At 60.9% G+C, this 21062-nt stretch carries 21 protein-coding genes; 11 read left to right on the top strand and 10 right to left on the bottom strand.

The annotated features are described in order from the left end of the window. Positions 1-714, top strand: a complete 714-nt coding sequence (locus NRB16_RS16320; protein WP_045482137.1) for a DUF3108 domain-containing protein — start codon at positions 1-3, stop codon at positions 712-714. A gap of 76 nt (positions 715-790) precedes the next feature. Next, positions 791-1192, top strand: a complete 402-nt coding sequence (locus tag NRB16_RS16315; protein WP_257106533.1) for a hypothetical protein — start codon at positions 791-793, stop codon at positions 1190-1192. Positions 1193-1395: 203 nt separating this feature from the next. Here the strand turns inward: NRB16_RS16315 and NRB16_RS16310 are convergent, their stop codons facing one another. The 5 genes from NRB16_RS16310 to cysM form a co-directional block, all read right to left on the bottom strand. Then, positions 1396-1935, bottom strand: a complete 540-nt coding sequence (locus NRB16_RS16310) for a DUF2058 domain-containing protein (RefSeq protein WP_257106512.1) — start codon at positions 1933-1935, stop codon at positions 1396-1398. A gap of 21 nt (positions 1936-1956) precedes the next feature. After that, the gene (gene mazG / locus NRB16_RS16305) at positions 1957-2790 is read right to left on the bottom strand and encodes a nucleoside triphosphate pyrophosphohydrolase (protein ID WP_257106511.1); all 834 of its coding nucleotides are present in this window, start codon (positions 2788-2790) and stop codon (positions 1957-1959) included. A gap of 85 nt (positions 2791-2875) precedes the next feature. Continuing rightward, positions 2876-5119 (bottom strand): GTP diphosphokinase, encoded by a 2244-nt coding sequence (gene relA, locus NRB16_RS16300; RefSeq protein WP_045482143.1) that lies wholly within the window; start codon positions 5117-5119, stop codon positions 2876-2878. Between the two features lie 165 nt (positions 5120-5284). Then, positions 5285-6640: a 23S rRNA (uracil(1939)-C(5))-methyltransferase RlmD gene (rlmD, locus tag NRB16_RS16295; RefSeq protein WP_045482146.1), complete on the bottom strand. Its 1356-nt coding sequence runs from the start codon at positions 6638-6640 to the stop codon at positions 5285-5287. Next, a complete protein-coding gene (cysM, locus tag NRB16_RS16290; protein ID WP_045482149.1) occupies positions 6640-7542 on the bottom strand; it encodes a cysteine synthase CysM in 903 nt (300 codons plus the stop codon). The genes rlmD and cysM overlap by 1 nt, the downstream gene beginning before the upstream one ends. Positions 7543-7922: 380 nt before the next feature. Between cysM and NRB16_RS16285 the strand changes: the two genes are divergently transcribed. Genes NRB16_RS16285 through NRB16_RS16275 form a run of 3 tightly spaced genes read left to right on the top strand, consistent with a single transcriptional unit; the run spans position 7923 to position 11558 of the window. After that, complete coding sequence (locus NRB16_RS16285; protein WP_045482152.1) at positions 7923-10676, top strand: response regulator; 2754 nt, start codon at positions 7923-7925, stop codon at positions 10674-10676. A 46-nt stretch (positions 10677-10722) separates the two neighbouring features. After that, entirely contained in the window at positions 10723-11160 is a 438-nt protein-coding gene (locus tag NRB16_RS16280) for a hypothetical protein (RefSeq protein WP_045482155.1), read from the top strand. Next, a complete protein-coding gene (locus NRB16_RS16275) occupies positions 11157-11558 on the top strand; it encodes an META domain-containing protein (RefSeq protein ID WP_045493696.1) in 402 nt (133 codons plus the stop codon). The genes NRB16_RS16280 and NRB16_RS16275 overlap by 4 nt, the downstream gene beginning before the upstream one ends. Before the next feature lie 13 nt (positions 11559-11571). Here the strand turns inward: NRB16_RS16275 and NRB16_RS16270 are convergent, their stop codons facing one another. Next, positions 11572-12039, bottom strand: a complete 468-nt coding sequence (locus tag NRB16_RS16270) for a TlpA disulfide reductase family protein (RefSeq protein WP_253140688.1) — start codon at positions 12037-12039, stop codon at positions 11572-11574. A gap of 129 nt (positions 12040-12168) precedes the next feature. On the opposite strand from NRB16_RS16270, the gene arsC reads away from it, so the two are divergent. Genes arsC through NRB16_RS16255 form a run of 3 tightly spaced genes read left to right on the top strand, consistent with a single transcriptional unit; the run spans position 12169 to position 13827 of the window. Further along, positions 12169-12522, top strand: coding sequence for an arsenate reductase (glutaredoxin) (gene arsC, locus NRB16_RS16265; protein WP_045482160.1), 354 nt, complete (start codon positions 12169-12171; stop codon positions 12520-12522). Further along, positions 12519-13118, top strand: coding sequence for an NAD(P)H:quinone oxidoreductase (wrbA, locus tag NRB16_RS16260; RefSeq protein ID WP_253140687.1), 600 nt, complete (start codon positions 12519-12521; stop codon positions 13116-13118). Before arsC ends, wrbA begins: the two co-directional genes overlap by 4 nt. Positions 13119-13155: 37 nt before the next feature. Further along, complete coding sequence (locus NRB16_RS16255) at positions 13156-13827, top strand: DNA-3-methyladenine glycosylase I (RefSeq protein WP_253115054.1); 672 nt, start codon at positions 13156-13158, stop codon at positions 13825-13827. Between the two features lie 6 nt (positions 13828-13833). Here NRB16_RS16255 and ttcA read toward each other — a convergent pair whose 3' ends face one another. Then, positions 13834-14658, bottom strand: a complete 825-nt coding sequence (gene ttcA / locus NRB16_RS16250) for a tRNA 2-thiocytidine(32) synthetase TtcA (RefSeq protein ID WP_045482168.1) — start codon at positions 14656-14658, stop codon at positions 13834-13836. Between the two features lie 269 nt (positions 14659-14927). On the opposite strand from ttcA, the gene NRB16_RS16245 reads away from it, so the two are divergent. Both NRB16_RS16245 and NRB16_RS16240 read left to right on the top strand, forming a co-directional pair. Further along, the gene (locus NRB16_RS16245; protein WP_045482171.1) at positions 14928-15527 is read left to right on the top strand and encodes a Yip1 family protein; all 600 of its coding nucleotides are present in this window, start codon (positions 14928-14930) and stop codon (positions 15525-15527) included. 96 nt (positions 15528-15623) lie between these two features. Next, positions 15624-16118, top strand: coding sequence for a SprT family zinc-dependent metalloprotease (locus tag NRB16_RS16240; protein ID WP_257106510.1), 495 nt, complete (start codon positions 15624-15626; stop codon positions 16116-16118). 58 nt (positions 16119-16176) lie between these two features. Here the strand turns inward: NRB16_RS16240 and NRB16_RS16235 are convergent, their stop codons facing one another. The 3 genes from NRB16_RS16235 to NRB16_RS16225 form a co-directional block, all read right to left on the bottom strand. Then, positions 16177-17523, bottom strand: coding sequence for a dicarboxylate/amino acid:cation symporter (locus NRB16_RS16235; RefSeq protein WP_045482177.1), 1347 nt, complete (start codon positions 17521-17523; stop codon positions 16177-16179). Between the two features lie 415 nt (positions 17524-17938). Beyond that, a complete protein-coding gene (locus NRB16_RS16230) occupies positions 17939-19285 on the bottom strand; it encodes an ATP-binding protein (protein WP_257106509.1) in 1347 nt (448 codons plus the stop codon). Further along, positions 19282-19959: a response regulator gene (locus NRB16_RS16225; RefSeq protein ID WP_045482183.1), complete on the bottom strand. Its 678-nt coding sequence runs from the start codon at positions 19957-19959 to the stop codon at positions 19282-19284. The genes NRB16_RS16230 and NRB16_RS16225 overlap by 4 nt, the downstream gene beginning before the upstream one ends. 227 nt (positions 19960-20186) lie before the next feature. Between NRB16_RS16225 and NRB16_RS16220 the strand changes: the two genes are divergently transcribed. Further along, complete coding sequence (locus tag NRB16_RS16220) at positions 20187-20975, top strand: dienelactone hydrolase family protein (protein WP_045482186.1); 789 nt, start codon at positions 20187-20189, stop codon at positions 20973-20975. Positions 20976-21062: the final 87 nt, after the last annotated feature.

Below are 21062 nucleotides of genomic sequence, written 5' to 3'. Positions count from 1 at the left end.
ATGCGTCGCGCACTGCTCTTCGCTTTCGCCCTGCTCGCCCTGCCTGCCACCCAGGCGGCCGATCTGCAGCCATTCTCCGCCAGCTACACGGCCGACTGGAAACAGTTGCCCATGAGCGGCACAGCCGAACGCAGTCTGGAAGCCGGCCAGAACGGCACCTGGAACCTCAACTTCAAGGCGTCGATGGTCATTGCCAGCCTGACCGAGTCCAGCACGCTGAAGGTCGACAAGGATGTGTTGATGCCACAGACCTACACGTTCGAGCGTAGCGGTCTGGGCAAGTCCAAGAAGGTTGACCTGGCTTTCGACTGGTCGAGCAAGTTCGTCACAGGCAGCGACCGCGGCGACGCGATCAAGCTGCCGATCAATCGTGGTGTGCTGGACAAGTCCACGTACCAGCTGGCCCTGCAACATGACGTGGCGGCCGGCAAGAAGAGCATGAGCTATCAGGTGGTCGATGGTGACGAGCTCGACACCTACGACTTCCGTGTGCTGGGTTCGGAGACCGTGTCGACCAAGGCTGGCCAGATCGATGCGATCAAGGTCGAGCGGGTACGCGACCCGACGCAGAGCAAGCGCATCACGGTGCTGTGGTTCGCCAAGGACTGGGATTATCTGCTGGTACGCTTGCAGCAGGTCGAGACCGATGGCAAGGAGTACAACATCATGCTCCAGGACGGCACGGTGAACGGCAAGTCGGTTAAAGGCCGCTAAGACGTACGTTACAAAGAGCCTCTGGTACGCAGGTATCAGGGGCTTTTTTGTGGGCGGCCACTTTGCCCCTTGAAACATGAAGAAACATTCATGCTGGCGCGAGGGCTTGTATTTCAAGGGCTTCGGCTATTTCGCGGGTTTCATGGTCGGTAAAGGGTATTTACTTAGCAGGCTAACAAAAACTATAAAAAAGACCTGCGACATCTCGCCGCAGTTATCAGATCCGGGAGATCACACCATGACCGTAACAGTGACTGAACGCGACGAAGCCCACCTCTCTCATGAGGCGATTGGCCACGGAATTCATATCTGGGATGTGCGCCAGCAGGATCAGCTGGTGGGGATGTTCCACGATGAGGCTGATGCGCAGCGTTACAAGCAGGAACTTGAGGCGCTGGAAGAGCAGGCACAGCACAATTGCGCCGTCGTGCAGCAGACACAGCCCTTTGTAGGAGCAGCTTTAGCTGCGAAGCTTTGAGCTTTCGCGGTTAAAGCCGCTCTCTCATCAAACAAGACCACAACCCGTTGATTTGCAAGGAATACACCGTAGGAGCGGCCGGGCGGCGATCCGCTTCAGCCGCGAAGGCTTCCCGGCTGAAGCCAGTCCTACGGGGTTCCGTGTTTGCTGCGCGACAGCGCGGTGCCGTGGCGACGGCCGCTCCTACCGGGGTGTGGCGGTACTTACCACATCAAATCATCAGGGATCTGGTACGCAGCGTACGGATCATCGGCATCCGGCTCTTCGGTCGGGGCGTTGAGCAGTACGATGCGGCGTGGGTCGCGCTCCTGGATTTTCAGGGCTGCTTCACGGGGGATGATTTCGTAGCCGCCGCCGTGGTGGACGATACCCAGCGAGCCGCTGCTGAGTTTGTTGCGCACCAGGGTGTTGACCGAGATGCGCTTGACCTTTTTGTCGTCGACGAAGTTGTAGTAGTCCTCGGTGGTGAGCTTGGGCAAGCGGGACACTTCGATCAGTTGCTTGATCTGCGCCGTACGGGCCTTGGCCTCGGCTTTTTCCTGTTGCTGACGATTCAACTCCTGGTCGCGCTTGGCTTTTTCGGCCTGGGCCTCCTGGGCGGCGCGCTTTTGTGAGTCGTCAGCTTCGATCTGGCCCTTATGAACCAGACGCTGTTCTTTCTGTTTGGCTTTGCTGACCTGCTTGGCCTGTTTTTCGTTGACCAGGCCGGCCTTGAGCAATTGGTCGCGTAGGGAGAGGCTCATTCTTTACTCGCTTTATCCGGTTCAACCGCAATGGGTTGTGTTCTTTTCCTGACGTTTGGCTTCGCCCCACAAGGCATCGAGTTCTTCCAGGCTGCAGCCCTCAAGGGCGCGCCCCTGATCGTGCAAGACCGCTTCGATGAAGCGAAAACGCCTGTCAAACTTGCCATTGGCCGAGCGTAGCGCAATTTCCGGGTCGACTTTAAGATGCCGGGCCAGATTGACCACCGAAAACAGCAGGTCCCCGATTTCATCGGCCACTTCTGCGGCATCACCATCGGCCATGGCTTCCAGCACTTCGTCGAGCTCTTCACGCACTTTATCGACCACCGGCAAGGCGGCCGGCCAGTCGAAGCCCACCTGGGCCGCACGCTTTTGCAACTTGCTGGCTCTGGACAGCGCCGGCAAGGCTTGCGGCACGTCGTCGAGTAACGACAACTGCTCGGGCGCGGCAGCCTGCTCGGCACGCTCCTGAGCCTTGATTTCGTCCCAGCGCCGATTGACTTCGCTTTCACTCAGACGCGGCGTCTCCAGCGGCGCATACAGCTCGCCGGTGGGAAATACATGCGGGTGACGGCGCAGCAGTTTACGGGTGATGCCATCGACCACCGCAGCAAACTCGAAGCGCTGCTCTTCTTTGGCCAGTTGAGCGTAGAACACCACCTGGAACAGCAAGTCACCCAATTCGCCTTGCATCTGCCTGTAGTCACCCCGCTCGATGGCGTCGGCGACCTCATAGGCCTCCTCCAGCGTGTGCGGCACGATACTGGCGTAAGTCTGCTTCAGATCCCAGGGGCAACCGTACTGCGGATCACGCAGCCGGGCCATGAGATTGAGCAGATCGTCGAGCGTGTACATAGAAGGCTCCCAAGGTCGCCCGTAGGAGCGGCTTCAGCCGCGAAAGCGCATCTTCGCGGCTGAAGCCGCTCCTACGGGCTGTCCATCACGACGTCTTGTTACGCCGGGTCTCGATGATGTTCGGCAACTGGGAAATACGCCCCAGCAACCGGCCCAGTGCATCGAGCCCCGGAATTTCGATGGTCAGCGACATCGTTGCAGTGTTGTCTTCCTTGTTCGAGCGGGTGTTGACCGCCAGCACGTTGATGCGCTCGTTGAGCAGCACCTGGGTGACGTCACGCAACAGCCCGGAACGGTCGTAGGCACGAATCAGGATGTCCACCGGGTAGGTGAGCACCGGCGCCGGCCCCCAACTGACCTGGATGATCCGCTCCGGCTCCTTGCCGCCCAGTTGCAACACCGAGGCGCAATCCTGCCGGTGAATGGTCACGCCACGCCCCTGAGTGATATAGCCGACAATCGCATCGCCCGGCACTGGCTGGCAGCAGCCGGCAATCTGGGTCAACAGGTTACCGACGCCCTGGATCTGGATATCGCCACGCTTGCCCGGCTTGTAACCGGTCGCCTTGCGCGGAATCAGCTCGACCTCGTCGACCCGCTCCGGCTCGACTTGCTGCTGCGCCAGGTTGACCAGCTGGGTCAGACGCAGGTCACCGGCACCCAGTGCCGCGAACATGTCTTCGCCGGTCTTGTAATTGGCCTTGTCGGCCAGCTTCTCGAAGTCGACCTGCTGCAACGCCATGCGCGCCAGTTCGCGCTCCAGCAAGGTGCGGCCAGCGGCGACGTTCTGGTCGCGGGCCTGCAGCTTGAACCAGTGGACGATCTTGGCCCGTGCCCGTGAGGTGGTGATGTAACCGAGGTTGGCATTGAGCCAGTCTCGGCTGGGGATGCCATTCTTGCTGGTGATGATCTCGACCTGCTCACCGGTCTGCAGGCTGTAGTTGAGCGGTACGATCCGCCCGTTGATCTTCGCACCGCGGCAGTTGTGGCCAATCTCGGTGTGCACCCGATAAGCGAAATCCAGCGGTGTCGCGCCCTTGGGCAGGTCGATGGCATGACCGTCCGGGGTGAACACATAGACCCGGTCCGGCTCGATATCGACCCGCAGCTGTTCGGCCAGCCCACCGATGTCACCCAGTTCTTCGTGCCACTCCAGCACCTGACGCAGCCAGGAGATCTTCTCTTCGTAGTGGTTGGAGCTGGATTTGACGTCGGTGCCCTTGTAGCGCCAGTGGGCACACACGCCCAGCTCGGCCTCTTCGTGCATGGCGTGGGTGCGGATCTGCACTTCCAGGACCTTGCCTTCCGGGCCGATCACGGCAGTGTGCAGCGAACGGTAGCCGTTCTCCTTGGGGTTGGCGATATAGTCGTCAAACTCCTTGGGAATATGCCGCCACAGAGTGTGGACGATACCCAGCGCGGTGTAGCAGTCGCGCATTTCCGGAACCAGCACCCGCACGGCACGCACGTCGTAGATCTGGCTGAACGCCAGGCCTTTGCGCTGCATCTTGCGCCAGATCGAGTAGATGTGTTTCGCCCGGCCGCTGATATCGGCCTTGACCCCGGTGGCCTGCAGCTCGTTGTCGAGCTGGGTCATCACATCGCTGATGAAGCGCTCACGGTCCAGCCGCCGCTCATGCAGCAGCTTGGCGATCTGTTTGTACTGGTCAGGCTCCAGGTAGCGGAACGAGAGGTCTTCAAGTTCCCACTTGATATGCCCGATACCCAGCCGATGGGCCAACGGGGCATAGATGTCGAAGACTTCCCGGGCAACGCGGTTGCGCTTTTCTTCGTCGGCATTTTTTACCGCACGAATCGCGCAGGTACGCTCGGCCAGCTTGATCAGCGCCACGCGCACGTCATCGACCATTGCCACCAGCATGCGGCGCAGGTTCTCGACCTGCGTCTGGCTGCCCAGCACCAGCGACTGGCGCGGGCTGAAGCTGGCACTGATCGCGGCCATGCGCTGAACGCCTTCGATCAGTTTGGCCACGGTGGCGCCGAAGCGTTCTTCGACCTGCGCGAGGGGAATCAGCCCCTCGCGTACGCCACGATAAATGACCGCCGCAATCAGCGAGTCCTGATCGAGCTTGAGGTCGGCGAGGATCTCGGCAATTTCAAGACCGGTCTGAAAACTGGAGGTGCCGTCGGCCCAGTCGTCTTTATGGGTGGGGTTGTTCTGCTCTTCTGCCAGCCTTGCGAATTCGCAGGCTTCTTTCATGGCCTGGCGATCCAGAATCAGATCGACACTGACAATATGGTCGAGCCATGCGTCGAGATTGATACTGCCGTCGGTGTTGACCGGCTGGTGTGCTCTCACCTGTACCATGCTGCTTACCTTCCCTACGGCGCGATGAATGGCGCCGAAAGTCGCCGGCCTTTTAAAGCGAATGCCACTTGCCGGGCCAGCAAGCAACAGCATTCACGGGCCAGTCTGAATTAAACGAGATTCCCTGTGGCACCGGTTCGATCCAATGAACCGGCGTCCACTCACTCATTCTTTCATTTCAAATAACGCCATCGCTTCGACATGCGCCGTTTGAGGAAACATGTCGAGAATTCCGGCTCGTTTCAAGCGGTAACCCTGTTTGATCAATTCTTGCGCGTCACGGGCCAGGGTGGCGGGGTTGCAGGACACATACAGCAACCGCCGGGCCCCCGACTTGCCGATCTGGCGCACCACTTCAAAGGCACCGTCGCGTGGTGGGTCCAAGAGTACCGCAGAAAATCCTTTTACAGACCAGCTTGCCTGCGTCAAAGGCTGAGAAAGATCAGCCTGGAAAAATTTCACGTTCTGCAGCCCGTTGTCGCGGGCATTGAGTGCGGCGCGATCGACCATCACCTGGACACCTTCGACCGCCACCACCTCGCGGGCTTGTGCAGCCAGCGGCAAGGCGAAATTGCCCAGGCCACAGAACAGGTCCATGACCCGCTCGCCCGGCTCGGGCGCCAGCCATTGCAGGGCCTGGTCGATCATCGCGGTGTTGACCGCCGCGTTGACCTGAATGAAATCTCCAGGCCGCCAGGCCAGTTGCATATCCCAGGGTTCGAGGCGATAGCCCAGGGTCTGCTGCGGGTCGAGCGGATACGGCTCGCCATCGCCGTGCAGCCAGAGCTGCACGCCCTGTTGATCACAGAATTCACCCAGTATGGCCAGATCGGTAGCAGCCAGCGGCGCGACATGCCGGACCAGCAGTGCCAGGGCCGTACCACTGAACAGCTCGACATGCCCCAATGCCTGGGGCTTGGCTAGCCGCCCCAGCAACTCAGGCAGGCTGGCCATCAGCGGCTGGAGTTCTTCGACCAGCACCGGGCAATGGCGCACATTGACGATGTCCTGGCTCGCCGCAGCGCGGAAGCCGACCTCCAGCTGGCGCGCCTTGTTGTCCCAGCGCACCGCGACCCGGGCCCGGCGCCGGTAGGCCAGCTCGCTGCCGACCAACGGCGGCGCCCACTGCTCCGGCGCAACCTGGGCCACCCGCTGCAGTTGCTCTGCGAGCATTTCCTGCTTGAATGCCAATTGCTGATCGTGGGGCATGTGCTGCACGCTGCAGCCGCCACAGCGACCGAAATACTCGCAAGCGGCAGCACGTCGTGTCTCGCTGGCCCGCACCACCCGCTCGGTACGGGCCTCGACCACCTTACCGCGGGCGTTGAGGACCCGCGTGTCGACTTCTTCACCGGCCAGACTGCCGGCCACAAACCAGGTCTTGCCGTCAGCGAAAGCAATGCCACGACCGTCGCTGGACAGTCGCTCAATGACCAGGCGCTGCTTCTTGCCGACCGGAATCTGCGCGCTTTTAACGCCACCGGCGGGCTGGAAACGCAGCCCTCGTTGCTGTTTGGCCATCAGTTGGGTGCGTCGTAAACGCCGGTCGACAGGTAACGGTCGCCACGGTCACAGATAATGGCGACGATCACGGCGTTTTCCAGCTCGCGGGACAGGCGCAACATCCCGGCCACTGCACCACCGGACGACACGCCGCAGAAGATGCCTTCTTCACGGGCCAGGCGACGCATGACGTCTTCGGCCTCAGCCTGCCCCATGTCGATGATCTGATCGACCCGGGAAGCCTGATAGATGCTGGGCAGGTACTCTTCGGGCCAGCGACGGATCCCCGGAATGGCTGCGCCTTCCATCGGCTGCAGGCCGACGATCTGCACGTTGGGGTTCTGCTCCTTGAGGTAGCGCGAGTTACCCATGATGGTGCCGGTGGTGCCCATCGAGCTGACAAAGTGGGTGATGGTGCCGCCGGTCTGCCGCCAGATTTCCGGGCCGGTGCCGGTGTAGTGCGCCTCGGGGTTGTCACCGTTGGCGAACTGGTCCAGCACCTTGCCACGACCTTCGGCCTGCATGCGCTCGGCCAGGTCGCGGGCACCTTCCATGCCCTCTTCCTTGCTGACCAGAATCAGCTCGGCGCCATAGGCCGTCATCGCGACCTTGCGCTCGGCACTGGAGTTGTCGGGCATGATCAGGATCATGCGGTACCCCTTGATGGCCGCCGCCATGGCCAGGGCAATGCCGGTGTTGCCGGAGGTGGCTTCGATCAGGGTATCGCCGGGCTGGATCTGCCCGCGCAACTCGGCGCGGGTGATCATCGACAGCGCCGGACGGTCTTTGACCGAACCTGCGGGGTTGTTACCTTCAAGTTTCAACAGGAGGGTATTGCTGGTGTCACCGCCGAGGCGCTGCAGGCGCACCAGCGGTGTGTTGCCGACGCAATCGGCAATGGTTTGATACTGCAGGGTCATGGCGTATTCGCAATCCAGTCTGCGGGGGCGCCTATCATACCGGCAAACGCCCAAAGCCCATATCACGCAAAGTGAGGCATTTATCACCAAAAAGAATAAGAGACTTGCCGGCACGCCTTGCCTGGCGGGCTGCGCTGCTGGCGTGCGGCTGCCCAGCCCGTTGCGCTCGCGCCAAGCCTGTCAATAATGCCAAGGCCGCTCCACAATGACCAACGGGCGGCTGATTGCCCCTGCCACCGGGGATGGTGACGCCGTGCGCCGCCGCAGGCAGTTAAGGATGTAATATGTCTGGCAGCCAATGGCTACACTGGTGTGTCACTGTTCAGGGGTGACAAATAAAGGACCTTCCGGGACACCTTCCGGGTTGCAGGAGAGCGTGTGTGCTGACCAAGCTGGGTATCAAGAGCCGGGTTCTGCTGTTGACCATTTTGCCCACCAGCCTGATGGCTGTGGTGCTGGGCGGCTATTTCACATGGATGCAGTTGTACGAGCTGCAAAGCCAGCTACTGGTGCGCGGCGAAATGATCACCCGCCAACTGGTACCGCTGGCCGCTACCGCGCTGGGGCATAAAGACAAAGCCATTCTCAGCCGCATCGCCACCCAGTCGCTGGAAGAAGACGACGTGCGCTCGGTGACGTTCCTGGATGCCGATCGTAATGCACTGGCGCATGCCGGCCCGAGCATGATCAATCCCGCGCCCACCGGTCAGGGCACCCAATTGCTCAATCGCACCGGCAGCGATGCCACCCGCTATCTATTGCCGGTGTTCGGCAACCAGCGGCATCTGACCAGCGCTGTCATCCCTGAAGAGGCCGACCGTCTGCTGGGCTGGGTCGAACTGGAGATTTCCCATAACGGCACGCTGTTGCGCGGCTATCGCAGCCTGTTCGCCAGCCTGCTGCTAATCCTCCTCGGGCTGGGCGTCACCGCCGCACTGGCGCTGCGCATGAGCCGCAGCATCAACCAGCCGCTGGGGCGCATCAAGCATGCGGTCAGCCTGCTCAAGGAAGGTCATCTGGAAACCCGCCTGCCGCCACTGGGCAGCCATGAGCTCGACGAACTGGCGTCGGGCATCAACCGCATGGCCTCGACGCTGCAAAATGCCCGCGAAGAACTGCAGCAGAGCATCGATCAGGCGACCGAAGACGTGCGCCTGAACCTCGAAACCATCGAGATTCAAAACATCGAACTGGACCTGGCGCGCAAAGAGGCGCTGGAGGCAAGCCGTATCAAGTCGGAGTTTCTGGCCAACATGAGCCATGAAATCCGTACGCCGCTCAATGGCATCGTCGGTTTTACACATCTATTGCAGAAAAGCGAACTGACGCCACGTCAGATCGACTACCTCAACACCATCGAAAAGTCCGCCGACAGCCTGTTGAGCATCATCAACGAGATTCTCGACTTCTCCAAGATCGAGGCCGGCAAGCTGGTCCTCGACACCATCGCCTTCAACCTGCGCGACCTGTTGCAAGACACCTTGACCATTCTCGCTCCGGCGGCGCATGCCAAGCAGCTGGAACTGGTCAGCCTGGTGTACCGCGACACGCCGGCGGCCCTGATCGGCGACCCGCTGCGCCTCAAACAGATTCTCACCAACCTGGTGAGCAACGCGATCAAGTTCACCCGCGAAGGCACCATTGTTGCCCGCGCCATGGTCGAGGAAGAGACCGAAGACAGCGCGCAACTGCGCATCAGCGTCCAGGACACCGGAGTCGGGCTGTCCAGCCAGGACCTGCGCGCGCTGTTCCAGGCCTTCAGCCAGGCCGACAATTCGCTGTCGCGCCAGCCAGGCGGCACCGGTCTGGGGCTAGTGATTTCAAAACGCCTGATCGAGCAGATGGGCGGCGAGATCGGGGTAGACAGCACCCCTGGCGTCGGCTCGGAGTTCTGGATCAGCCTGAAACTGCCCAAGGCCCGCGACGACTCCGAAGACCCGATGCCGCAACCGCTGCAAGGCGTGCGGGTGGCGGTTCTGGAGCACCATGAGCTGGCGCGTCAGGCACTGGAGCATCAGCTAGAGGATTGCGGCCTGGAGCCTCTGCTGTTCAAGAACCTGGAAAGCCTGATCAACGGTGTGACGGTCGCCCATGAAACGCCAGCGCGCATTGAACTGGCAGTGATCGGCGTGACCAGCTACGAGATGCCTCCGGAACGTCTGCGCCAGTCAATCTGGGAGCTGGAAAACCTCGACTGCAAGGTGCTGGTGCTGTGCCCGACCACCGAGCAGTTGCTGTTCCAGCAGTCAGTCCCGGATGTATATACCCAGTTGCAGGCCAAGCCTGCCTGTGACCGCAAGCTGCGTCGCGGGCTGTCAGAGTTGATTGCCCCGCGCGCAATCCGTACCGAAAACAGTATTCAGTTGCCCAGCCGGGCACCCCGCATCCTCTGTGTGGACGATAACCCTGCCAACCTGTTACTGGTACAGACCCTGCTGGAAGACATGGGCGCCAAGGTGGTGGCGGTGGACAGTGGCTACGCCGCCGTCCAGGCCGTGCAGGAACAGAGCTTCGACCTGGTGCTGATGGACGTGCAGATGCCCGGCATGGATGGTCGCCAGGCCACCGAGACAATTCGTGACTGGGAAGAAGAGCGGCAGAACAGCCCGATGCCGATTGTGGCCCTCACCGCCCACGCCATGGCCAACGAGAAACGCTCGTTGCTGCAAAGCGGTATGGACGACTACCTGACCAAGCCGATCAGCGAGCGGCAACTGGCTCAAGTGGTGCTCAAATGGACCGGTCTGGCGCTGCGTACGCCGGTGCCGGAGTCGCCACTGGACGCCGAGCAGAGTCATGTCGGGCCGCTGGTTCTGGACCCGGAAGAAGGCCTGCGCCTGGCGGCCGGCAAAGCTGACCTGGCCGCCGACATGCTGGCCATGTTGCTGGCCTCGCTGGACGCCGATCGCGAAGCGATTCGCACGGCCCGCAGCGCTGCCGATATCCAGGCGATGATCGAGCGCATCCACAGGCTGCATGGTGCGACCCGGTACTGCGGTGTGCCGCAGCTACGCGCCGCCTGCCAGCGGGCAGAGACCCTGCTCAAGCAAAATGCCCCGCAGGCCAGCGACGCCCTGGACGACCTTGACAAAGCCATTGCCCGCCTGGCGACCGAAGCGCGAGTCACCGCGTGAGCGCACGCGCTTAGCCTGATACCATAGCGGGCATTTTGGAGGACTCATGGCCGAACACGATTTTCGCTACAGCATGCTCAACCCGCAACACACCCTCACCGAGTGCCGCACTCTGGCACCCGGCCGCTACCAGGTCACCGGTAACGGCGGCTCGATTCAAGGCGACGACCAACTGCTGGTCACCCTTAAAGGCAGCAAGAGCCTGTACATGCGCCTGACAGTGGAAAAGGTCCGCCACCTGATCAACCCGCCCGGCCAGTGGGTCGCGGTGGCCAACGGCCCAGTGTTCGACGAACTGGCGATCCATGAGTGGGCGGTGCATTGCGACAGCTGCAACAGCGAGCTGAAGTTCGAGTTTTCGGTGGAAAGCAAACTGGGCACCAAGGCTCAGAAACCGGCGGCCGTTGCGCGCATCGCCGAACTGGGCTGGAAGACTGACGGCGACAAACACACCTGCCGTAAATGCCAGGCCCAGCCGGCATGAAACGCCGAGGGTTAGCAAGCCTGATCGGTGCCTTGCTGCTGACCGGCTGTGCCAGTGAGCCAGTGCTGATTCAGCAGGAGCAGAGTTACGTGCTGGAGTGGATCGGCGAGCGCCCGCTGGTTGATCGCAGCCGCATGACCATGACCCTGGGCGCTGACGGTCGGGCGTATGGCAACGCCGGTTGCAACCACTGGTTCGCCGCCTACACGCTGCAAGGCCAACTGATCAGCTTCGAGCGGATCGGCAAGACCCGCAAACTGTGCGTCGAAGCGCTGATGGAGCAGGAACAGCGCTTTCTCGAAACCTTGCCCAAAGTGCAGCGCTGGGATATCTCGCCGATCAACCAGTTGCGGTTGTGGCCGGCAGAGGGCAAACCGCTGCGGTTCTGGCAAGAATAACCGCGCAGCAGCGTCAGCCCTCGCCGCGCAGCGCCTTGAGTTTGGCGGTCAGGCCGGCGGCGGTCTGTTCGCCCAGCAACTGCTCACGCAGTTTGCCTTTGTCATCGATGATGTAGGTCACCGGCAGGGCTTCGGCAGGCGGGAATTCATAGCGCTCGGCCGGGTCCTGAGCCAGTACGGTGAACTTGATGCCCAATGCATCGGAAGCCTTTTTCAGCTCATCGCCTTGCAGGTTATCGAAGTTGACCCCCAATACGGTGACCTTCTGGTCCTTGAGCTGTTCGGCCAGGTGGTTCAGTTCCGGGATCTCGACCCGGCACGGCCCGCACCATTCAGCCCAGTAATTGATCACCAGCCAGTGCTTGTCGATGCGCTCACTGGTCACTTTCTGACCATTCTGGTCAGTGCCCAGGTCCATACCACAACCACTGAGCAAGATACTGCCGAGCAGTGCCAACGTTGCCACTAATCGCCTTGCCATCGAAACTTTCCTTCTTTCGTCAAACCAAACTCATATGACACTTGATGCGTGCAATCGGCACTGTATATGTCGATCCAGCACACCGCGCAGTTAGAATACGCGCCACACTCTACAAGATGCGACCCGCAAATGACTGATCTGAAGCTTTATCACAACCCGCGTTGCTCAAAATCCCGCGCGGCGCTGGAGCTGCTGCAAGCCCGCGGCCTGACTCCTGAAGTAGTCCTTTATTTGCAAACCCCGCCCGATGCAGCGCAGTTGCGCGACCTGCTCGGCAAGCTGGGAATCGCCCCGCGCCAGCTGCTGCGCAGCGGTGAAGACGAATACAAGGAGCTGAACCTGGCCGACCCGGCGTTGAGCGATGAGCAGTTGATTGGCGCCATGGCCAGCCACCCGAAATTGATCGAACGACCGATTCTGGTCGCCGGTGATCGTGCGGCAATTGGTCGCCCCACCGAAAAGCTGCTGGAGTTGCTGCCGTGAGTGCACCTTACATTCTGGTGTTGTTCTACAGCCGTAATGGTTCGACCAGCGAGATGGCCCGGCAAATTGCCCGCGGTATCGAGATGGGCGGGCTGGAAGCACGGCTGCGCACCGTACCGGCGGTGTCGGCCGACTGCGAAGCCAGCGCCCCGGATATCCCGGAAAGCGGCGCGCCTTATGCCACTCTGGACGATCTCAAACAGTGCGCAGGCCTGGCCCTCGGCAGCCCGACGCGCTTCGGCAACATGGCTGCGCCGCTCAAGTACTTTCTCGACGGCACCAGCAATCTGTGGCTGACCGGTGCGCTGGTCGGCAAACCCGCCAGTGTGTTTACCTCCACCGCCAGCCTGCACGGCGGCCAGGAAACCACTTTGATGTCGATGCTGCTGCCGCTGCTGCACCACGGCATGCTGATCACCGGCCTGCCCTACAGCGAGTCGGCGCTGCTGGAAACCGCCGGTGGCGGCACACCGTACGGCGCCAGCCATCACGCCGGCCCCGACGGCAAACGTCCGCTGGACAAACACGAGATCGAACTGTGCCGCGCCCTGGGCCAACGCCTGGCGCGGACCGCGTCGTTGCTGAGCGCGGCGTAGAAGGCCAAACCCGCAAATCTATAAGCCTGGAGTTCGAATGCAAGACTACAAATGGCTCCATGAGTATTGCCTGAACCGCTTTGGCTCGGCCAAGGCGCTTGAGGCGCAATTGCCGCAGCCCAGAACGCCAGAGCAATTAAAGGCCATCGGCGATGACCGCTACCTGTCGACCCTGGCCCTGCGGGTGTTTCGCGCCGGGCTCAAGCACAGCCTGGTCGATGCCAAGTGGCCGGCCTTTGAGCAGGTGTTTTTCGGTTTTGACCCGGAAAAGGTGGTGCTGATGGGCGCCGACCATCTGGAGCGGCTGATGCAGGACACCCGCATCATTCGCCACCTCGGCAAGCTCAAAAGCGTGCCACGCAATGCCCAATTGGTACTGGATATCGCTCAAGAGCACGGCAGCTTCGGCAACTTCATCGCCCAATGGCCGGTGGAGGACATTACCGGGCTGTGGCAGTACCTGAGCAAGCATGGCAGCCAGATGGGCGGTTTGTCGGCGCCGCGCTTTCTGCGCATGATCGGCAAGGACACCTTCGTGCCGAGCAACGATGTGGTCGCTGCCCTCAATGCGCAGGACATTGTCGACAAGGTGCCGTCCAGCAAACGCGACATGGCCATTGTCCAGGCCGCATTCAACCAGTGGCAGGCCGAGAGTGGCCGGCCACTGTGTCAGTTGTCAGCGATGCTGGCCTATACCGTCAACCACTGAGTCGGCTCAGAGATTGACCACATTGACGAAGCGCGACGCCGCGCTTTCGTCCATGCGCAGGCTGCTGAAGTCGAACAGGTTGCGGTCGGCCAGTTGCGAAGGCTGAACGTTCTGCAGGGCACGGAAGATGTTCTCGACCCGGCCCGGGGTCTTGCGCTCCCAATCCTGAAGCATGTCCTTGACCACCTGGCGTTGCAGGTTTTCCTGAGAACCACACAGGTTGCACGGGATGATCGGGAAGCCCTTGAAGTTCGAATAGGCCTGAATGTCCTTCTCATGGCAGTAAGCCAGAGGGCGGATCACCACATTACGGCCGTCGTCGGAGCGCAGCTTGGGCGGCATGGCCTTGAGCGAGGCGTTGAAGAACATGTTGAGGAAGAACGTCTCGACGATGTCGTCGCGGTGATGCCCCAAGGCCATCTTGGTCGCGCCGATTTCATCGGCAAAGGTGTACAGCGTGCCGCGACGCAGGCGCGAGCACAGCGAGCAGGTGGTTTTGCCCTCCGGCACCAGTTCCTTGACCACCGAGTAGGTGTCTTTCTCGACAATGTGATACTCGATGCCCAGGGTTTCCAGATAAGCCGGCAACACATGCTCGGGAAAGCCGGGCTGCTTCTGGTCCATGTTCACCGCGACGATATCGAACTTGATCGGCGCCACCTTCTGCAGGTGCATCAGCACGTCGAGCATGGTGTAGCTGTCCTTGCCGCCGGACAGACAGACCATGACCTTGTCGCCGTCCTCGATCATGTTGTAATCGCTGACAGCCTCGCCGGCCAGCCGACGCAGGCGTTTCTGCAGTTTGTTCTGATTGACTGAAAGAGTGCCCATGATGCTGGTGGTTTCCGCTGGCAAGGTTTCTACAAAGGGGCCTGAACAAGGAAAATGTCGCGCAAGACCGCCGAAAGGGCCGACATTTTACGCACATCGTCAGCATCATTGAACCTCCATGCATGGCATTAACGACGTGTTGCAGATCACCAATCGCTCTAAGCAGCAGCGCACCGGCTGTGCGGCACTTCTATACTTTTAATGTGAGGCCTGAATCAGGTGGTTGGCGGCGCCATGCCACTGCAGGCGCTAACTGCGAGGAGGACACCGTGATCAATCATGTCTGGGGTCTGTTCACCCATCCGGAGCGTGAGTGGCAACAAATCCGCACAGAAGACGAAAGCATTCGTCATATCTATCTCACTCACACCCTGCTATTGGCGGTGATCCCACCGTTATGCGCCTATATCGGCACCACGCAGGTCGGCTGGACGATCGGCGAGCGCGCGCCGGTCATGCTCACTCAGGCCAGTGCCTTGGGCATGGCAATGATGTCTTACCTGACCCTGTTGGCCGGCGTGGCGATCATGGGCGGTTTCATCCACTGGATGGCTCGCACCTATGATGCCGACCCGAGCCTGGCGCGCTGTATCGCGTTTGCCACCTACACCGCCACACCGCTGTTCATTGGCGGCGTGGCAGCGCTTTATCCGCACCTGTGGCTGGGGCTGATAGTGGGCACTGCAGCGATCAGCTACACGGTGTATCTGCTGTACAGCGGCCTGCCAACGTTCATGAACGTCTCGGCCGAAGAGGGCTTCATGTTTTCAAGCTCCATCCTGTCGGTAGGCCTGGTGGTGCTGGTGGCGATCATGGCCTTTACTGTGGTGCTCTGGGGACTGGGCGCCGGGCCGCAATATACGACCTGACAGGCAGTGTAACCCTCCCGACGAGTAGCCAGTGTCGGGATTTTCAGTCGGCGCCCGCCTTGCGGCATACTGGGCGCCACTGGAGAGTCGTCACGCATGCCCGAGCTACTGAAGTCCCACGTAGAAGCCTGTTATCAAAAAGCCGAAGCCTTTTTCAAACGTCCGTTCAAGCGCCCCTTGGTGAGTTTCAAGCTGCGCGGGCAGAAGGCGGGGGTTGCCCATCTGCAGGAAAACCTGCTGCGCTTCAACCCTAAGCTATACCAGGAAAACCACGAAGACTTCCTGCGCCAGACCGTCCCTCATGAAGTGGCTCACCTGATCGCTCATCAGTTGTTTGGCAGCAAGATCCAGCCCCATGGGGAGGAATGGCAACTGATCATGCGCGGCGTGTATGAGCTACCGCCCAACCGCTGCCATACCTATGCCGTGGAGCGGCGGCAGGTGACCCGTTACATCTACCGCTGCCCATGCCCGCAGAGCGATTTTGCGTTCACAGCACAGCGCCATCGCATGGTGGTCCAGGGCCGCCGCTACCTGTGTCGCCGTTGTCGTCAGACCCTGGTGTTCAGCGGCGAGACCCGCATTGAATAGAACCGGCAGCAACGAAAAAGCCCATCCGAAGATGGGCTTTTTCAGATCCGATCGATGATCAGACGGTTGGCTTGGTGGTGCTCACCGGAGCCGGGCCTTCAGCGACACCCAGGTCATCTTCATGACGGGTTTCGATGATTGCCGAACCGCCCGAGGCCAGCTCGGATTGCAGTTTGTCGTTGTCCAGCTCGCCGACCCACTTGGCAACAACCAGAGTGGCAACCGCGTTACCCACCAGGTTGGTCAGGGCGCGGGCTTCGGACATGAAGCGGTCGATACCCAGGATCAGCGCCAGACCGGCAACCGGCAGGTGGCCTACGGCCGACAGGGTTGCAGCCAACACGATGAAGCCACTACCGGTCACGCCAGCAGCACCTTTGGAGGACAGCAGCAGCACCAGCAGCAGGGTGATCTGGTGGGTGATGTCCATTTCGGTGTTGGTCGCCTGAGCGATGAACACAGCAGCCATGGTCAGGTAGATCGAGGTGCCGTCCAGGTTGAACGAGTAGCCAGTCGGGATAACCAGACCCACGACCGACTTCTGTGCACCCAGGCGCTCCATCTTGATCAGCATACGTGGCAGGGCCGATTCCGACGAGGAAGTACCCAGTACGATCAGCAGCTCTTCACGGATGTAGCGAATCACCCTGGAGATGGTGAAACCGTGGGCACGGCAGATACCGCCCAGGACCAGCATCACGAACAGGAAGCAGGTGATGTAGAAGCACAGCATCAACTGACCGAGCTGAACCAGGGTGCCGACACCGTATTTACCGATGGTGAAGGCCATGGCACCGAACGCACCGATAGGCGCCAGCTTCATGATCATGTTGATGATGTTGAACATCACGTGTGCGAAGCGATCGATGAAGTCCAGTACCGGACGACCGTAAGCACCCAGGCGATGCAGGGCGAAACCGAAGATCACCGAGAACATCAGCACTTGCAGGATGTCGCCGTTGGCGAAGGCGCCGACGATGGTGTTCGGAATCACGTTGAGGATGAAACCAACGATGCTCTGGTCCTTACTCGCCGTTACATAGGCGGCGATCTTGGAAGCGTCCAGAGTGGTCGGGTCGATGTTCATGCCAACGCCCGGTTTGACCACGTTGACGACGACCAGGCCGATGATCAGGGCCAGGGTCGAAACGATTTCGAAATACAGCAGCGCGTAACCGCCAGTCTTGCCGATCGACTTCATGTTCTGCATGCCGGCGATGCCGCTCACTACAGTACAGAAGATGATGGGCGCGATGACCATCTTGATCAGTTTGATGAAGCCATCACCCAGCGGCTTCAAGGCTTCGCCGGTCTGCGGGTAGAAGTGACCGATCAGGATACCGATCACGATGGCCACGATGACCTGGAAGTACAGGGTTTTGTAGATAGGCTGACGAGTCGTCATTGTAGTTATCCTCAAGGGCTTCACGGCACTATCCGGTGCGCGTGTTGCCTATAAAGCGCTAACCCTCCTGCACTGGAGGGATTTGTTGTGTCGAGCTGCGCGTAGCAGGCCTCTGCCGGTTGTATAGCAATGGCCGTGCCACGTTCGGTTATTTACCGCAGAACCCGCGCCAGACAAGGCGCTCAGCATTGACACTAGATGCTCTTGAGAAAAATGGGTGGCGGATTTCCGCCTGTTTTAGAGGTTGACGGCTTAACAGTGGCGGGTATCCGCCTGCGCCCTGAGCAGCACGCTTTAGCGCTGCACGCCCGTCAGCGCCCTGCTGGCCGACAAGCGCAATCTGCCTGTGGCGCGGCCTGCCTGAGCGGCCAGTGCCGGTGGGCCTGCCATGCCAGCGTTGGCGGAAATACGCCAGTCACTCGGCGGTGAAGTGAATGCGAAACAGCGCACCGCCCAACGGCGACTCATCCAGGGTCAATTGTGCGCTGTAGCTTTCGATGATGTCCTTGACCACCGCAAGACCAATGCCCTGCCCGGGGTTCTGCCGGTCCAGGCGCTCGCCGCGCTGCAGAATGCGCGCGCGCTGGCTGGCGGGCACACCGGGGCCGTCATCTTCAACACACAGTTCGTCGCCAGACTCCAGCGCCATGAAACTGATACGCACCTCGCCCAGGCACAGCCGGTAGGCGTTCTCCAGCAGGTTGCCGAGCAGCTCCATCAGGGCAGCCTCTTCCATAGGCACCTGGCAGTGCTCCGGCAAGTGCAGGGTGACATTGACCGTTTTGTCGCGGTAAACCTTCTGCAAGGTGTTGCACAGGCTCTCGACCACCGGCCGCAGTGCGACGTAATGCCGGACCAGACCGCTCTTGCGCAGGCTGGCACGCTGCAACTGGTAGCCGATCTGCTGGCTCATGCGCTCGATCTGGGTTTGCAGCACCCGCGCCTGCTCAAGGTCTTGCGGGCGCTTGGCAATGGTTTCGCTGACGCCCTGCAAGACGGTCAACGGTGTTTTGAGGCTATGGGCCAGATCACCCAGCGAGTCGCGATAACGAATCCGCTGTTCACGCTCACTGCGTAACAGGCGGTTGAGCGAGCCGGTCAGGCGCAGCAGTTCGCTGGGGTGGTTCTCGCTGAGGCTTTCCCGCTCGCCGGCTTCCACCTGGTCAAGCTCGCGGCTGACGCCTTTGAGCGCCTTCAGGCCCCAGGTCAGGCCCAGCCACAGCAGGCCAAGCAGTACGATCAGGGCGCCACCGAAGCCCAGATAAAGCTTTTTGCGCAATTGGCCAACGGTTTCCTGGTAGCCGTGCAACGGCTGCACGGCGACGATGCTGAACGCCGCATTACGCCCGCCCAACAGCCGGATTTCCACGTCGTAGACGAAAAACTCGTTGCCGTTGTCGGTCTTGATCCGGTTGAACTTGCTGCCCAGGCCGTCATATTCAGGGCGGTAATCGAGCTCTTCGCCTTCACTGGCCAGCGAACGCCAGACCAGTTGGCCCTGACGGTTGAAGATATAGCCGTGCAGACGGCTGCCCGGCAGGTTGAACTGCTCGCCCGGCAATAAAGAAGGCATCATCAAACCGCCGCTCTCGACCCGCGCCGCGGAAATCATGGTGGTCACATCGGCAGCCAGGCGCTGCTCGATGGCGCCACGCAGTGCCAGGCTAAAGGCGCTTTGTAATGCCGGCAGCATCAACAACATAAAAATGACCGCGAGGGTCGCTGCCCCCAGCATCAAGCGCAGGCGCAGCGAACGGATCATGTGCAGCGCTCAGTGAACAGATAGCCCATGCCGCGCACGGTTTCGATGGGTTTGAACGCTGCAGCGGTGTCGAGCTTGCGGCGCAGGCGGCCGACCAGCACTTCGATCACGTTCGGATCGCGCTCATCATCGTCAGGGTACAGCTGCTCCATCAAACGCTCTTTGGGCACCACCTGCTGGTGATGGAGCATCAGGTATTCCAGGATACGGTATTCGTAGGCCGTCAGCGCCAGCGGCTGCTCTTGCAGGGTGGCCTGCTTGCGGTTGAGGTCAAGCAGCAAGGGGCCGGCGGTGATGGTCGACTGGATAAAACCGCTGGAGCGGCGCAACAACGCATTGAGCCGCGCCTCCAGCTCTTCGAACTGGAAGGGTTTGACCACGTAATCATCGGCGCCGGCAGCCAGGCCTTCGACCTTGTCCTGCCAGTTGCCACGCGCGGTGAGGATCAGGATCGGAAAGGCCTTGCCCAGGGTGCGCAACTGACGAATCAGATCCAGCCCGCCCAGGCCTGGCAGGCCCAGATCGATAATTGCCAGGTCATGATTGAATTGCCCGACCTGATACAGCGCCTCCTCGGCATTGGCCACCGCTTCCACCACGTGTCCGGCCTCGCTCAGGCGCGTATACAAGTGATGGCGCAACAGCGCCTCGTCCTCGACCACCAACAACTTCATGCAGCTCTCCCGGATGCGGCTGCACCCTCAGGACAAAAAACGGCGATCGTCATGATCACCCGGTAACCGCCGGTTCCATGGCAGGCATCATAACGACCTTGCTGCGACTACGGTAATAGGCCAGCGCTGAACCCCGACTGAACACCTGCGGCACACCCATGACACACCTGAACGGGCAAATCGGCTAGGCTGTGCGCTCCCCCACTCTTGCAGAAAAGGAATTGCCCATGCGTGTCTGGATTGCGTTGACCTTGATGGGCCTGGCCGGGCTGGCGCAGGCGGCGGTAAAGACCGAGCAGATCAATTACCAGAGTGCTGACGGTACGCAACTGGTCGGCTACTACGCTTACGATGACGCGATCACTGGCCAGCGCCCAGGCGTTCTGGTGGTCCACGAATGGTGGGGGCTGAACGACTATGCCAAGCGCCGCGCCCGCGACCTGGCGCAACTGGGCTACAGCGCGCTGGCCATCGACATGTATGGCGATGGCAAGAACACCGAACACCCCAAGGACGCCCTGGCATTCATGCAGGCCGCGCTCAAAGACAGCGACGCCTCCAGCAAGCGCTTCGACGCCGGCCTTGAGCAACTCAAGAAACAGCCGCAGACCAACCCGGCCAAAATTGCCGCCATTGGCTACTGCTTCGGCGGCAAGGTGGTGCTGGACGCCGCCCGCCGTGGTGAACCGCTGGCGGGCGTGGTGAGCTTCCACGGCGCCCTGGCCACCCAGAGCCCGGCCAAGCCAGGCATCAAAGTTCCCATGCTGGTGGAACATGGCGCCAGCGACAGCATGGTCACCGCCGAACAGGTCGCGGCCTTCAAACAGGAAATGGACGCGGCCAAGGCCGACTACAAGTTCGTCAGCATCGAAGGCGCCAAACACGGCTTCACCAATCCTGACGCGGACCGCCTGAGCCACGGTGAGCATGGCGGGCCGGACATTGGCTATAACAAAGCCGCCGACCAAAGCTCGTGGGCCGACATGCAGACGTTCTTCAAGAAGATTTTTGGCTGACAGCCCCAACACCGCAGGAGCGGCTTTAGCCGCGGATGGAATATGGCCATTCGCGGCTAAAGCCGCTCCTACGCCCGTAACCGACGA

The sequence above is a fragment of the Pseudomonas sp. LJDD11 genome (assembly GCF_024584215.1).
In the GTDB taxonomy this organism is placed as follows: Bacteria; Pseudomonadota; Gammaproteobacteria; order Pseudomonadales; family Pseudomonadaceae; genus Aquipseudomonas.
This window is presented reverse-complemented; position numbering and strand designations above follow the sequence as displayed.